The sequence below is a fragment of the Variovorax sp. W2I14 genome (assembly GCF_050435205.1).
Taxonomy (GTDB): Bacteria; Pseudomonadota; Gammaproteobacteria; order Burkholderiales; family Burkholderiaceae_C; genus Variovorax; species Variovorax paradoxus_C.
This window is the reverse complement of sequence record NZ_JBNDJX010000001.1, coordinates 2,301,956-2,316,467: the sequence shown is the minus strand read 5'-3', so window position 1 is coordinate 2,316,467 and position 14,512 is coordinate 2,301,956. Positions and strand designations below refer to the sequence as shown.

13 protein-coding genes are annotated in these 14,512 nt (G+C 66.0%); 10 read left to right on the top strand and 3 right to left on the bottom strand.

What is annotated here, in order from left to right; all coding sequences use genetic code 11:
- Positions 1 to 16: 16 nt before the first annotated feature.
- Both QF040_RS10685 and QF040_RS10680 read right to left on the bottom strand, forming a co-directional pair.
- Complete coding sequence (locus QF040_RS10685) at positions 17 to 1,756, bottom strand: hypothetical protein (RefSeq protein WP_429610992.1); 1,740 nt, start codon at positions 1,754 to 1,756, stop codon at positions 17 to 19.
- A 13-nt stretch (positions 1,757 to 1,769) separates the two neighbouring features.
- Positions 1,770 to 2,183: a response regulator gene (locus QF040_RS10680; protein WP_307607488.1), complete on the bottom strand. Its 414-nt coding sequence runs from the start codon at positions 2,181 to 2,183 to the stop codon at positions 1,770 to 1,772.
- A gap of 143 nt (positions 2,184 to 2,326) precedes the next feature.
- On the opposite strand from QF040_RS10680, the gene QF040_RS10675 reads away from it, so the two are divergent.
- The 3 genes from QF040_RS10675 to QF040_RS10665 all read left to right on the top strand — a co-directional run bounded on the left by QF040_RS10675 (position 2,327) and on the right by QF040_RS10665 (position 4,739).
- Positions 2,327 to 2,683, top strand: a complete 357-nt coding sequence (locus QF040_RS10675) for a response regulator (RefSeq protein ID WP_429610991.1) — start codon at positions 2,327 to 2,329, stop codon at positions 2,681 to 2,683.
- Between the two features lie 62 nt (positions 2,684 to 2,745).
- Positions 2,746 to 3,720: a tRNA dihydrouridine(20/20a) synthase DusA gene (gene dusA / locus QF040_RS10670; RefSeq protein ID WP_429610990.1), complete on the top strand. Its 975-nt coding sequence runs from the start codon at positions 2,746 to 2,748 to the stop codon at positions 3,718 to 3,720.
- 233 nt (positions 3,721 to 3,953) lie between these two features.
- The gene (locus QF040_RS10665) at positions 3,954 to 4,739 is read left to right on the top strand and encodes an IclR family transcriptional regulator (protein ID WP_429610989.1); all 786 of its coding nucleotides are present in this window, start codon (positions 3,954 to 3,956) and stop codon (positions 4,737 to 4,739) included.
- Positions 4,740 to 4,858: 119 nt separating this feature from the next.
- On the opposite strand, the gene QF040_RS10660 is transcribed toward QF040_RS10665, so the two are convergent.
- Entirely contained in the window at positions 4,859 to 5,506 is a 648-nt protein-coding gene (locus QF040_RS10660; RefSeq protein WP_429610988.1) for a GntR family transcriptional regulator, read from the bottom strand.
- A 133-nt stretch (positions 5,507 to 5,639) separates the two neighbouring features.
- Between QF040_RS10660 and scpA the strand changes: the two genes are divergently transcribed.
- Genes scpA through QF040_RS10625 form a run of 7 tightly spaced genes read left to right on the top strand, consistent with a single transcriptional unit; the run spans position 5,640 to position 14,500 of the window.
- Positions 5,640 to 7,802, top strand: coding sequence for a methylmalonyl-CoA mutase (gene scpA, locus QF040_RS10655; protein ID WP_429610987.1), 2,163 nt, complete (start codon positions 5,640 to 5,642; stop codon positions 7,800 to 7,802).
- 14 nt (positions 7,803 to 7,816) lie between these two features.
- Complete coding sequence (locus tag QF040_RS10650; RefSeq protein ID WP_429610986.1) at positions 7,817 to 8,293, top strand: GNAT family N-acetyltransferase; 477 nt, start codon at positions 7,817 to 7,819, stop codon at positions 8,291 to 8,293.
- Positions 8,287 to 9,336 (top strand): methylmalonyl Co-A mutase-associated GTPase MeaB, encoded by a 1,050-nt coding sequence (gene meaB, locus QF040_RS10645; protein ID WP_429610985.1) that lies wholly within the window; start codon positions 8,287 to 8,289, stop codon positions 9,334 to 9,336. Before QF040_RS10650 ends, meaB begins: the two co-directional genes overlap by 7 nt.
- Positions 9,337 to 9,373: 37 nt before the next feature.
- Positions 9,374 to 10,918, top strand: coding sequence for an acyl-CoA carboxylase subunit beta (locus QF040_RS10640; RefSeq protein WP_013542168.1), 1,545 nt, complete (start codon positions 9,374 to 9,376; stop codon positions 10,916 to 10,918).
- 17 nt (positions 10,919 to 10,935) lie between these two features.
- Positions 10,936 to 12,984, top strand: coding sequence for an acetyl-CoA carboxylase biotin carboxylase subunit (accC, locus tag QF040_RS10635; RefSeq protein WP_429610984.1), 2,049 nt, complete (start codon positions 10,936 to 10,938; stop codon positions 12,982 to 12,984).
- Positions 12,984 to 14,015, top strand: coding sequence for a biotin synthase BioB (gene bioB / locus QF040_RS10630; RefSeq protein WP_306878443.1), 1,032 nt, complete (start codon positions 12,984 to 12,986; stop codon positions 14,013 to 14,015). Before accC ends, bioB begins: the two co-directional genes overlap by 1 nt.
- A complete protein-coding gene (locus QF040_RS10625; RefSeq protein ID WP_429610983.1) occupies positions 14,012 to 14,500 on the top strand; it encodes a VOC family protein in 489 nt (162 codons plus the stop codon). Before bioB ends, QF040_RS10625 begins: the two co-directional genes overlap by 4 nt.
- Positions 14,501 to 14,512: the final 12 nt, after the last annotated feature.

The window sequence follows — 14,512 nt, the reverse complement described above, 5'->3', positions numbered from 1 at the left end:
AACGAGTGCGCGGTTTTCAGGAGTGGCCATCCACTCGCATCTGGAAAAGGAAGTAGGGCGGAATGCACGCGCCGCGCCCTTCAGGCTGGCCTTCGGCCTGCGCGCAGATGTAGTCGTCGCGGCAGGGCTGTTGCGCCGAGCAACTGCGCAGGTTGCCGGGGCGCGTGTGTTTGGCGAGGCACTCGCCGAAAGGCTTGTTCGCGGCGAGGCACTGGTTGAAGTCGCTGAGGACGGCGATGCCGCCGCAGGTGCCGTTCTTGTCGAGCGGATCGCACGGCCCCGAGCACATGCCGCCGGGGAAGCCAACGGAGGTTTTCTCGCACACGGAGAGCACGCCTTCGCAGGCGACGCGCGGCAGCTTCTCGGCGCGGTCCAGCCACGGGTTGGCGGACTGCGTGATGCGTGTGGGTTCGCAGCTTGCGCCGACGGTGGCTCTCGCCGGCGCGGCGTTCGCGACATCCGGTTCGGCGAGCGGCCGGAACGGATCGGGCTGCGGCGTCGACAGCGCGGCGTGCACGTACGTGCCGCGACGCGCCAGTTCGTCCTGCAAGTGCGGCGAGTGCGGCAGGGCGAGTGCGTTGCCCGTCGTGAAGGTGCGCGATGCGCCGCGCCGGTCGATGCCCAGCAGATGAAAGCCCGCGACCGCGCGACTCTGGTGGCAACCCGCGCAGCTCAGATCGTCGAGCCGGCGCAGCACGGCCTGCGGCGATTGCAGCGTGCGGCTGTCGGGAACGGCCTGCCACTCGCCGGGCGAGAAGACCTGCGCGAACGGCCGGTTCGCAAGGCGCGCAAGGCCGCGCGGTGCGACCGAGATCGATTCAGTCGCGAGGAATTTTTCGGGGATCTGCACGGTTGCTTCGTCCAGCGCGCGCAGGTTGGCGGGCTGCTGCAGCCACTGCTGAAGTTCCTTGCGCAGTGGCGCATTGGCCTTGAGGCGCGCGACATCGGGCGTGTTCTCGAGCGGTGCCACGTCGAAGCGCTTGGTGCCGGCATTCCATCGGAAGGCGCGCAGCATGTACTCGGCATGGCCACCGAGATCGGGCCGCACCGCGGAAGGCCAGCGCACGCTCTGCAGGTTGGTGGTGACCTGCGCGATGCGCGCGGGTGCGAGTCGCTGCGGTGCGAGCGGACCTTCTGCCGACACCAGCCAGCGGCCGAGCGCCTCGTCCTTCATCGAAGGCTGCGGCGGCTGCCAGAGCCGCGCGGCGGCAGCGCAACTGCCGGTTGCATCCGGTGCGTCGCCGCGCAGTTCCACGTTGATGGTCATCGGCAGGCGCGACTGCATCGCGGCGGTGCGATACGCGAGCCGGTACACGAGCCGCGTCTCGCCGCATGCGCCGTTCTGGAAAGGCCGGCGGTCCATGCGGTTGGCCACGCCGACGAGTTCGAAAAAAGCATCGGGGCTCGCGAGCCAGCGCGCATCGAACAGCCGGTGCGGATAGCGCGAGATGCCGACGCCGGCCTGCTTGTCCGTGCGCTGGATGCGCGCGAGGCTTTCGCCGAGCGGCGTGGCGATGGATTGCCAGGCCGCGGAGCGCATCAAGGACTGGTTGGTGGCGATGCCATCGGGGGACGCGGGCGCATCGCCGATCCAGTGGGCGAAGCTGGCGCCGGATTTTTCGGCGGCTTGCAGGGCGGCAGGCGAAGTGACGAGGAGCAGCGGGTCGCCCGCGTGCGCGAGGGCCGGCGTGAGCGTCAGTGCAAGAGTGCTTGCAAGGGTGGTTGCAAGGGAAAGGCAGTGTTTGAAGAGCGGCACGCGGCCGATTGTGTCAGCGCCGGGGCGTGATGTTCAGCTTCGCGCAGAAGTCGTAGAAGGCCTCCAGTTGCAGCGACTTGTCGAACACCGCGTCGACCCCCGCCGACAGCGCGCCTTCGCGCACCTCCGAGGTCGCATAGTTCATGAGCACCACGGTGCGCTGCTCGGGCAGCTTGTTGTCTTTCAGGTATTGCGCCACGGTCAGGCCGTTGCCCTTGGCGAGAAATACATCGATCACCGCCGCATCCCATTCGCCGGGGTTGGCCTTGAGCCAGTCGATGGCTTCATCGGAAGTGGTTGCGGTGCCGATGACATCGCATTCGGAAAATTCTTGCAGCCCGTCGGTCAGCGTCGTCGCGATCAGAGGGTTGTCTTCTATGAGATAGATGCGGGTCATTGTTGTGTACGAAAGCGAGGTGCGGTCCATCGGCTTGTCTCGGCCGAGGAAGTCATTGTCGGGACGGACTCCCGGCGCCGAGTAAGACAACGCCGCCATCTGTCGTACATCCCTGTAGGGTGGTGGGCCCAGGTGGCTGCAGCAGGCCTTGTTGTCTGGAAAAATGTCACGCAATGACAAATGCCCCGCCACCCAAGCTTCGTGTACTGCTCGTGGAGGACGACGCCGACACGCTCGCTGCCACCCTGAAACTGCTCGAGGCTCTGGGGCACTGGGCCACGGGCGTCAAAAGCGCCGAGGCCGCGATCTCGCGCTTCTTCGAGGGCGCCTTCGATGTGGTGATGGTGGACATCGGCCTGCCCGCGCTGTCGGGACACGACCTGGCCGAGCGGCTGCTGCGCGACTACCGCGTGCCCGTGATCTTCGTGACCGGGCAGGCGCAACCCGCGAAGCCAATGGCGGGAACCGCCTGGCTGCGCAAGCCCTATACGGTCGAGCAGTTGACCGAGGCGCTCGCGCTGGCCGCGTGAGAAAATCGCCGCCTTCTCTGCCCGATGTCCGGGCCGATGTCGACACCACAGGATCACGCGTTTTGGAAGAGAAGGTCATCTCCGTTGCCCCGATGATGGACTGGACGGACCGTCATTGCCGGTACTTCCACCGCCTGATGTCCCGCCACGCGCTGCTCTACACCGAGATGGTGACGACCGGCGCACTGGTGCATGGCGACGTGCCCCGCCACCTTCGCTTCAACGCCGAAGAACACCCCGTGGCGCTGCAGCTCGGTGGCAGCGAGCCGGCCGACCTCGCGCACTGCGCCAAGCTCGGCGAGGAATGGGGCTACGACGAGATCAACCTCAACTGCGGCTGCCCGAGCGAGCGCGTGCAGCGCGGTGCGTTCGGCGCCTGCCTCATGAACGAGCCGCAGTTGGTGGCCGATTGCGTGAAGGCGATGGTCGATGTGGTGAGCGTGCCCGTCACGGTCAAGCACCGCATCGGCATCGACAAGATCGAGCGCTATGAGTTCGTGCGCGACTTCGTAGGGCAGGTGAGCGAAGCGGGGTGCGATACCTTCATCGTCCATGCGCGCAATGCGTGGCTGCAGGGCCTGAGCCCGAAGCAGAACCGCGAGATCCCGCCGTTGCGCTACGCGCTGGTGCATCGGCTGAAGCACGACTTTCCCCACCTGAAGTTCTCCATCAACGGCGGCATTTCCGTCAACGAACAAGTGCATGAACACCTGCGCCTGCTCGATGGCGTGATGGTCGGGCGGGAGGCGTATCACAACCCCTGGTGGCTGGCCGAGTGGGACGCCGAATTCTTCGGCGCCGTACCGCAGCCGCTGACGCGCGAAGAGGTGGAGTCGCTGATGTGCGACTACATGGTTCGCGAGGCGGCCGAGCACGGCACGCAATGGTCGTCGATCGCGCGCCACATGCTGGGCCTGCGCAACGGCCTGCCCGGCGCGCGCCGCTGGCGGCAGGTCTGGAGCGACCATCGCATGAAGACGCGCCCGCCGCACGAGGTGATGGCGCTGGCGCACGAGCCGGTCGCGCAGGCTGCCTGACCGGGCCGGCCGCCCCGGCCGGTTTCTCTGCTTTCGCCGTTCACTCAGGCCATCTCCAAACTCGGAGATTTCGTGTTTTTGTTTGCCCGAATACGCCCTTTTTAGCCGCTGAATCGGTACCTTTCATCGACTTTTAACGGAACATGGTTCCGAAACAATGCAGCAACAAGTGTGGCTTGTGCGCCTGTTTTTGCTCAAGAATAAAGAGGTCAGGGAAACAAAAAAGGTTCTTCATGAGTGAAGCTGTTGGCAGCAAAGAGGAAGTGAGCGCGCTCGCACGCGGCTTGTCACTGCTCAAGACCATCGGGATGGCTGCCGCCCCGATGGGCAACCGGGATCTGGCCGACACGACGGGCATTCCCAAGGCCACCGTCTCGCGGCTGACCGCGACGCTGGTAGGCGCCGGCTACCTGCGCCAGTCTCGCGACAGCGAGCGCTTCAGCCTGGGGCCGGCGCTGCTCGACATGAGCAGCCGGTATCTGCGGCATTTCGACCTGCGAACGGTGGCGCGGCCGCATTTGACGGAGCTGTCCGAATTCGCGGGCGCCAGCATCCACATGGGCGTGCGCGACGATCTCGACCTGCTCGTCATCGATTCGCTGCGGCCGCGTTCGGCCCTCATCAGCTCGCGCATCGAGGTCGGCTCGCGGCTGTCGATCACCACGTCGGCCGCCGGCCGGGCCTACCTCGCGGCACTGCCTCAGCCCGAGCGCGACGCGCTGCTGGAGCAGATCCGCATCGAGACGGGCGAGAACTGGTTTGCCGTGGCGCCGCGGCTGATGGCGGGCATCGAGGAATACGAGCGCCTGGGCTATTGCAGCTCGTTCGGCGAGTGGCATCCCCACATCCACGCCCTCGGCTTTGCGCTGCAGGGGCCGCGCGGCGAACGCTACGGCCTGAGCTGCGGCGGCCCAGCCTACCTGCTGCCCAAGGACGTCATGCTGGAGCGCGTGGCGCCCCGGCTGCTGGAAGCGGCGCGGCGGATTGCGGCCGAAGCCGGCACCATCAGCCGCGACTGAACGCGAATAAGGCGTGCCTTTTCGCGGGATACCGCGGAACCGGCTTTGCCGGGCCGCAGGTATCGCCCCCGGAAGGGGGAAGGCGAAGCGACACGAAGTGCGCGAAGCCTGGGGGGAGCCTATGCGGCCGCTTCGAGGCCGCTCTTGAAGTGCTCGCGCATGCGGGCCATGGCGGCCGCCGCGTCGCGTGCCTCGATGGCGGCCATCACCGACCGGTGCTCCGCCAGCGACTCGGCAATGCGCCCCGCCTTCAGCAGCGAGTTGTGCCGGTTGAGCTTCATCACCTTGCGCAGGTCCGCCACCATCTGGTCGCGCCACTTGTTGTTGGCGATGGCCAGGAGGCGCATGTGAAAGCGCTCGTTCACCGCAAAGAAATGCTCCCGGTCTTCCTTGCCCGGCGCGGCGGCGGCTTCGAGCTCGGTGTGCAGCTTCTTCAGTTCGGCGCGCTCGGCTTCGGTGGCGCGCTCTGCGACCACGCCTGCGGCATCGCTCTCCAGCAGGGAGAGCAGGTGGTAGACGTCCGCCAGGTCCTGCTCGGACACCTCGGTCACGTAGGCGCCGCGGCGCACCTTCATCGTCACCAGCCCTTCGGCGGCCAGCACCTTCAGGGCTTCCCGCAGCGGGGTGCGGCTGATGCCGTATTCCTCGGCCAGCTTGAGTTCGTCGATCCAGCTGCCGGGCTCCAGCTCGCGGCGGAAAATCCGCTGGCGCAGCAGCTCGGCCACCTCTTCGTAGAGGGCTCGCGGGGTGAGGGTGACAGCGGACATGGGCAGGAATGTACCGCAAAAACTGGGTTTGAATTAATAATTACGGATCGGTTAGACTCGCGGCCGGCCTGCAAATCCCTGCGGGCGAAATTGCGAATTCCCTGCAAGACAACTGCAAAGCGGCGTCCTTCTCATGAGCAGCACACCCGAACCCACCTTCAAGCCCGCCGACCTCGACGCCTGGGCGAAGTTCGCCGCCAAGTCCGCGCCCGGTGGCGATGTGAATGCGCTGAACTGGATCACGCCCGACGGCATCACCGTCAAGCCGCTCTACACCGCGGCCGACCTGCAGGGCCTGAAGTACACCGACACGCTGCCCGGCTTCGAGCCCTACCTGCGCGGCCCGCAGGCCACCATGTACGCGGTGCGCCCGTGGACCATCCGCCAGTACGCGGGCTTCTCGACCGCGGAAGAGTCGAACGCCTTCTACCGCAAGGCACTCGCTGCGGGCGGCCAAGGCGTGAGCGTGGCCTTCGATCTGGCCACCCATCGCGGCTACGACAGCGACCATCCGCGCGTGACCGGCGACGTCGGCAAGGCCGGCGTGGCAATCGATTCGGTGGAGGACATGAAGATCCTGTTTGACCAGATCCCGCTGGACAAGGTCTCCGTGTCGATGACGATGAACGGCGCCGTGCTGCCGGTGCTCGCGGGCTACGTGGTCGCGGCCGAAGAGCAGGGCGTGGCGCAGGACCAGCTGAGCGGAACCATCCAGAACGACATCCTCAAGGAGTTCATGGTCCGCAACACCTACATCTTTCCGCCGGCGCCGAGCATGCGGATCATCGGCGACATCATCGAGTACACGGCAGAGAACATGCCGAAGTTCAACTCGATCAGCATCAGCGGCTATCACATGCAGGAGGCCGGCGCCAACCAGGCGCTCGAGCTCGCATTCACGTTGGCCGACGGCAAGGAATACGTGAAGACCGCGTTGGCCAAGGGCCTCGATGTCGACGGTTTCGCCGGGCGCCTGAGCTTCTTCTGGGCCATCGGCATGAACTTCTATCTCGAAGTGGCCAAGATGCGCGCGGCGCGCCTTCTGTGGTGCCGCATCATGAAGGAGTTCGAGCCCAAGAACCCCAAGAGCCTGATGCTGCGCACGCACTGCCAGACCTCGGGCTGGTCGCTCACCGAGCAGGACCCGTACAACAACATCGTGCGCACCACCATCGAGGCGATGGCCGCGGTGTTCGGCGGCACGCAGAGCCTGCACACCAACGCGCTGGACGAAGCGATTGCGCTGCCCACCGAGTTCAGCTCGCGCATCGCGCGCAACACGCAGCTCATCATCCAGGAAGAGACGCACATCACGAACGTGGTCGACCCCTGGGCCGGCAGCTACATGATGGAAAAGCTCACGCAGGACATGGCCGATGCGGCCTGGGCCATCATCGAAGAGGTCGAGGCCATGGGCGGCATGACCAAGGCGGTCGACAGCGGCTGGGCCAAGCTCAAGATCGAGGCGGCCGCCGCCGAGAAGCAGGCGCGCATCGACTCGGGCAAGGACGTGATCGTGGGCGTCAACAAGTACAAGCTCAAGAACGAGGACGCGATCGACAGCCTTTCGATCGACAACGTGATGGTGCGCGACCAGCAGGTGGCGCGGCTGCAGAAGATCCGCGCCTCGCGCGACGCCGCCAAGGTGCAGGCCGCGCTCGATGCACTCACCGAAGCGGCCGAGAACGGCACCGGCAACCTGCTCGCGCTGAGCATCGACGCGGTGCGCCTGCGCGCCACGGTGGGCGAGATTTCGGACGCGCTCGAAAAATCATTCGGCCGCCATCGGGCCGACACGCAAAAGGTGACCGGTGTGTACGCAGCTGCCTATGACTCGGCCGAAGGCTGGGAAAACCTCAAGACCGAAATCAACGCCTTCGCCGAAGCGCAGGGGCGCCGTCCGCGCGTGATGATTTCCAAGCTCGGGCAAGACGGACACGACCGCGGCGCCAAGGTGGTGGCGACCGCCTTCGCCGACTTGGGCTTCGACGTGGACATGGGCCCGCTCTTCCAGACGCCCGAAGAGTGCGCGCGGCAGGCCATCGAGAACGACGTGCATGCCGTCGGCGTGAGCACCCTCGCAGCCGGCCACAAGACCCTCGTGCCCGCCATCATCAACGAGCTGAAGAAGCAAGGCGCGGACGACATCATCGTGTTCGTCGGCGGCGTGATTCCGCGGCAGGACTACGACTTTCTCTACGAGGCCGGGGTCAAGGGCATCTACGGACCGGGCACGCCGATCCCGGCCAGCGCGAAGGACGTGCTGGAGCAGATCCGCGCGGCGGTCGCGGCCTGAGCGGGACGCCAGACGTGGGCGATCTCCTGTCGCGGCTGTCGCTGCAGCCCGTGGATTCCAGCGATTTCGAGGACATGCTGGCCGTGCGCATCGATGCGATGCGCCCGAGCCTGGAGCGTCTCGGTCGCTTCGACCTCACGCGTTCGCGCGAACGGCTGAGCGCTGGTTTCATCGTGCCGTTCATGCATCACATCGTGCTGGACGGCGATCAACGCGTGGGCTTCGTCACCCTCAAGCCCGAGGGCGCCGATGCGCTGCGGCTGGATCACCTGTACCTGCGCACCGGCTTTCAGGGCCGCGGCATCGGCGAATGGGTGATGCGCTGGGCGAAGGCCGAGGCAAGAGAAAAGAACCTCGACATCAAGCTCACCGCGCTCGTGCAGAGCGATGCCAACCGCTTCTACCTGCGGCACGGCTTCGTGCTCGAAGGCGAGGAGGGCGTCGACCTGCATTACCGCTGGCGCGTGACGACTGCGGAGGCCGCGTGCTGAGCACGGTGCAGGCGCTGGAAAGCGCGGTCACCGATTCGCCGGGCATGGCGCAGCGCCGTGCGATCGCCAAGGCCATCACGCTGCTCGAATCGACCCGCACCGACCATCGCGCGCAAGCAGACGAACTGCTCACCGCGCTGCTGCCGCGCACCGGCAATTCCTTTCGCCTCGGCATCTCGGGCGTGCCCGGTGTCGGCAAGTCGACCTTCATCGAAACGCTCGGCCTGCTGCTGATCGACAAGGGCCATCGCGTCGCGGTGCTCACCATCGATCCGTCGTCCACGGTTTCGGGCGGTTCCATCCTCGGCGACAAGACGCGCATGGAGCGTCTCTCGGTGCACGAGCGCGCCTACATCCGCCCGAGCCCGTCGAGCGGCACGCTCGGCGGCGTGGCCGAGAAGACGCGCGAGGCGATGCTGGTGTGCGAGGCCGCCGGCTACGACATCGTGATCGTCGAGACCGTGGGCGTGGGCCAGAGCGAAACCGCCGTGTCCGGCATGACCGACATGTTCGTGCTGATGCAGCTCCCCAATGCCGGCGACGACCTGCAGGCGATCAAGAAGGGCGTGATGGAGCTGGCGGACCTTGTGGTCATCAACAAGGCCGACATCGACAAGGACGCCGCCACGCGCGCGCAAGCGCAGATCACCTCGGCGCTGCGCCTCTTCGGCCACCAGGGCAACCCCGACCACGCGCATGCGGTGCACGACGCGCACAGCGGCGCCGAGGTGCGCTTCTGGCTTCCCAGGGTGCTGCAGCTCAGCGCGCTGGCGGGCACGGGCGTCGATGCGTTCTGGGATGCCGTCACCGAATTCAGGCAACTGCAGACCGCCAACGGCAAGCTCGCCAAGCGCCGCGAAAAGCAGGCCACCGCATGGATGTGGGAACGCATCGACGCGGGGCTGAAGCAAGCCTTCAGGCAGCACCCGCAGGTCCGCGAACTGCTGCCGCAACTCACCCTGCAGGTGGCGCAGGGCGCGCTGCCCGCATCGACCGCGGCGCGCAGCCTGCTCGCCGCAGCGGCCATCACGGCCAGGCCCTGAGCCATCTCATTCAAGACCACAGCTTCGGAAGCACACCATGCAAGAACTGATCGAACAACTCGAAAAGCGCCGCGCCCAGGCGCGGCTCGGCGGCGGGCAAAAGCGCATCGACGCGCAGCACGCCAAGGGCAAGCTCACCGCGCGCGAGCGCATCGAGCTTCTGCTCGACGACAACACGTTTGAAGAATGGGACATGTTCGTCGAGCACCGCTCGGTCGACTTCGGCATGGCCGAGCAGAAGATCCCGGGCGATGGCGTGGTCACCGGCTACGGAATGATCAACGGTCGCCTGGTGTTCGTGTACAGCCAGGACTTCACCGTCTTCGGCGGCGCGCTCAGCGAAGCGCATGCCGAAAAAATCTGCAAGGTGATGGACCAGGCGATGAAGGTCGGCGCACCGGTCATCGGCCTCAACGATTCCGGCGGCGCGCGCATCCAGGAAGGCGTGGCCTCGCTCGGCGGCTATGCCGATGTGTTCCAGCGCAACGTGATGGCCTCGGGCGTGGTGCCGCAGATCAGCATGATCATGGGACCGTGCGCGGGCGGCGCGGTGTATTCGCCGGCCATGACCGACTTCATCTTCATGGTGAAGGACTCCAGCTACATGTTCGTCACCGGCCCCGAAGTCGTGAAGACCGTGACGCACGAAACCGTGACGGCCGAGGAGTTGGGTGGCGCCGTCACCCACACCACCCGCAGCGGTGTGGCCGACATGGCATTCGAGAACGACGTCGAGGCGCTGATGATGCTGCGGCGCCTGTACAACTACCTGCCGCTCAACAACCGCGAGAAGCCGCCGGTGCGACTGGGCAACAACGGCCAGGGCGATCCGGCGGACCGGCCCGACTACTCGCTGGACACGCTGGTGCCCGACAACCCGAACAAGCCCTACGACATCAAGGAACTGATCCTCAAGGTGGTGGACGACGGCGACTTCTTCGAGCTGCAGCCCGACTACGCGAAGAACATCGTGATCGGCTTCGCGCGCATGGAAGGCCAGACGGTCGGCATCGTGGCGAACCAGCCGCTGGTGCTGGCGGGGTGCCTGGACATCAAGAGCAGCATCAAGGCCGCGCGGTTCGTGCGGTTCTGCGATGCGTTCAACATCCCGGTCGTCACCTTCGTCGACGTGCCCGGCTTCATGCCTGGCACCGGGCAGGAGTACGGCGGCATCATCAAGCACGGCGCCAAGCTGCTGTATGCGTATGCCGAATGCACGGTGCCGAAGATCACCGTCATCACGCGCAAGGCTTACGGCGGTGCGTACGACGTGATGGCGTCCAAGCACCTGCGCGGCGACGTCAACCTCGCCTGGCCGCGCGCCGAGATCGCGGTGATGGGCGCCAAGGGTGCGGTGGAAATCATCTTCCGCGAGGACAAGAACGACCCCGAGAAACTCGCCGCACGCGAAGCCGAATACAAGGCGCGCTTTGCGAACCCGTATGTGGCCGGCGCGCGTGGCTACATCGACGACGTGATCCTGCCGCACGAGACGCGCAAGCGCATCTGCCGCTCGCTCGTGATGCTGCGCGAGAAGAAGCTCGAGAACCCGTGGCGCAAGCACGGGAACATCCCCCTTTGAGCGGCCTGGAGAAGAACATGTTCAAAAAAATCCTGATCGCCAACCGCGGCGAAATCGCTTGCCGCGTCATCCAGACCGCGAAGAAGATGGGCATCCTCACCGTCGCCGTCTATTCCGACGCCGACAAGGAAGCGCGCCACGTCGAGCTGGCCGACGAAGCCGTGCACATCGGCGCCGCGCCCAGCCGCGAGAGTTATCTGCAGGCCGACCGCATCATCGCGGCCTGCAAGCAGACGGGCGCCGAGGCGGTGCACCCGGGCTACGGCTTCCTCTCGGAGAACGAAGCCTTCGCCCGCAAGGTCGAGGAAGAGGGCATTGCCTTCATCGGACCGAAGCACTATTCGATTGCCGCGATGGGCGACAAGATCGCCTCGAAGAAGCTCGCGAACGAAGCCAAGGTCAACACGATTCCAGGCTGGAACGACGCCATCGAGACGGCCGAGCGTGCTGTTGAAATCGCCAAGGACATCGGCTATCCCGTGATGATCAAGGCCTCGGCCGGTGGCGGTGGCAAGGGCCTGCGCGTGGCCTTCAACGACAAGGAGGCCTTCGAGGGCTTCACCTCGTGCCGCAACGAGGCGCGCAACAGCTTCGGCGATGACCGCGTGTTCATCGAGAAGTTCGTCGAGGAGCCGCGCCACATCGAGATCCAGGTGCTGGGCGATTCGCACGGCAATGTGATCTACCTGAACGAGCGCGAATGCTCGATCCAGCGGCGCCACCAGAAGGTGATCGAAGAGGCGCCTTCGCCCTTCATCACCGATGCCACGCGCAAGGCGATGGGCGCGCAGGCGGTGCAACTGGCCAAGGCGGTGAACTACCAGAGCGCGGGCACGGTGGAGTTCGTGGTCGGCAAGGACCAGAGCTTCTATTTCCTGGAGATGAACACGCGGCTGCAGGTGGAGCATCCGGTCACCGAGTGCATCACGGGGCTGGACCTCGTCGAGCTGATGATCCGCGTCGCGGCCGGCGAGAAGCTGCCACTCACGCAGGCCGAAGTGAAGCGCGACGGCTGGGCCATCGAGTGCCGCATCAACGCCGAAGACCCGTTCCGCAGCTTTCTGCCTTCGACCGGCCGCCTCGTGAAATTCCAGCCGCCCGCCGAGACCATGTTCGCGAGCGACACCGAGCACCTGAACGGCGTGCGCGTGGACACCGGCGTGTACGACGGCGGCGAGATCCCGATGTACTACGACTCGATGATCGCCAAGCTGATCGTGCACGGCAAGGATCGCCAGCACGCGATTGCCCGCATGCGCGAAGCGCTCAACGGCTTCGTGATCCGCGGCATCAGCAGCAACATCCCGTTCCAGGCGGCGCTGCTTGCGCATCCGAAGTTCGTGGCGGGCGATTTCAACACCGGCTTCATCGCCGAGCACTACGGCAAGGGCTTCCATGCGGAAGACGTGCCGCACACCGATCCGTCGTTCCTCGTCGCGCTCGCGGCCTATGTGCATCGCCGCTATCGCGCGCGCGCCTCGGGCATCAGCGGGCAGCTCGAGGGCCATGGTGTGAAGGTGGGCGAGCAGTTCGTTGTGGTGGAGCTCGGGCCGGAGGGCAAGCATGTGCATCACCCGGTGTCGGTGACCGACTTCCACGGCAAGACCGGTGCGAGCGCCATTGCCGTCGGCGGCAAGAACTACAAGATCGACAGCGGTTCCGCGCTCGGCGCGATCCGCGTGCAGGGCATGGTCAACGACAAGCCCTTCACCGCGCAGGTCGAGCGCGGCGCGGGCAAGAACCCGCTGGCGCTGCGCGTGTCGCACGACGGCACGCAGATCGAGGCCATGGTGCTGTCGCCGCTGGGCGCGCGCCTGCTGGAGCTGATGCCCTACAAGGCGCCGCCGGACCTGAGCAAGTTCCTGATGTCGCCGATGCCGGGCCTCCTGGTCGAGGTGTCGGTGGAGCCGGGGCAGCAGGTGCGCGCCGGCGAGAAGCTGGCCGTGATCGAGGCGATGAAGATGGAAAACGTGCTCTTCGCCACGCAGGACGGTGTGGTCGGAAAAATCTCGGCGGGCAAGGGCGAATCGCTCGCCGTCGATCAAATCATTCTGGAGTTCAATTGATGGGTGCCAACGACCTGCAACAGACGATCACGCTGCACCGGCCCGCGAAGCCGGTGACGCCGCAAGGCCCGTGGTCTGTCGAGGCGATCCAGGCGCTGCTCGACAAGCCGCTGATGGACCTGTTGTTCGAGGCGCAGACGGTGCACCGACAGCACTTCCCTGAGGGCGATATCGAGCTCGCGACGCTGCTCTCGGTCAAGACCGGCGGCTGCCCCGAGAACTGCGGCTACTGTCCGCAGTCGGCCGAGTTCGACACCGGCGTGAAGGCGCAGAAGCTCATGGAGGTCGATGAGGTCGTGCGCGCCGCGCAGGCCGCCAAGGACGCGGGCGCCACGCGCTTCTGCATGGGCGCCGCATGGCGCGCGCCGAAGGACCGCGACGTGGAGAAGGTGGCCGTGCTGGTCGAGGCGGTGAAGGGTCTCGGCATGCAGACCTGCGCCACGCTCGGCATGCTGGAACCGCATCACGCGCACCAGCTGAAGGCTGCCGGCCTCGACTACTACAACCACAACCTCGACACCGCGCCCGAGTACTACACCGACATCGTCGACACGCGCAGCTATCAGGACCGGCTCGACACGCTGGCCCATGTGCGCAGCGCTGGCATCAGCGTTTGCTGCGGCGGCATCGTCGGCATGGGCGAGCAGCCGGTGCACCGCGCGGGGCTGATCGCGCAACTGGCCAACCTGAATCCGTACCCGGAGTCGGTGCCGATCAACAGCCTGGTGCGCGTGCCGGGCACGCCGCTGGCCGATTCGGAGCCCGTCGATCCCTTCGACTTCGTGCGCATGATCGCGGTCGCGCGCATCACGATGCCGACGGCGCGCGTGCGGCTGTCGGCCGGGCGCCAGCAGATGGGCGATGCGGTGCAGGCGCTGTGCTTCATGGCGGGCGCGAATTCGATCTTCTATGGCGACAAGCTGCTGGTCACCGGCAATCCCGATGTGGACGCCGACGTGCAGTTGCTGCGCAAGCTCGGCTTGCAGTCGCGCCGTACCACGACGACTGAAACGGTGGAGGTCTGCGCATGACGACCACGACGGCACGTCCCTTCAAGGTGCTGGGCATCCAGCAGATCGCCATCGGCGGGCCCGACAAGATGCGCTTGCAGAAGCTCTGGGTCGACATGCTGGGGCTCGAAGTCACCGGCACCTTCAAGAGCGAACGCGAGAACGTCGACGAGGACATCTGTTCGATGGGCAGCGGTCCGTTCAAGGTCGAGGTCGACCTGATGCAGCCGCTGGACCCGGAGAAGAAGCCTGCGGTGCACGCGACGCCGCTCAACCACGTGGGGCTGTGGATCGACGATTTGCCCAAGGCGGTCGAATGGCTCACCGCGCAGGGCGTGCGCTTTGCACCCGGTGGCATCCGTCAGGGTGCGGCGGGTTTCGACATCTGCTTCCTGCACCCGAAGGCGAACGAGGAGTTCCCGATTGCGGGCGAGGGCGTGCTGATCGAGATGGTGCAGGCGCCGCCCGAGGTGGTGAAGGCTTTCAACGCGCTCGCGAACCACTGACTTCCAACAACC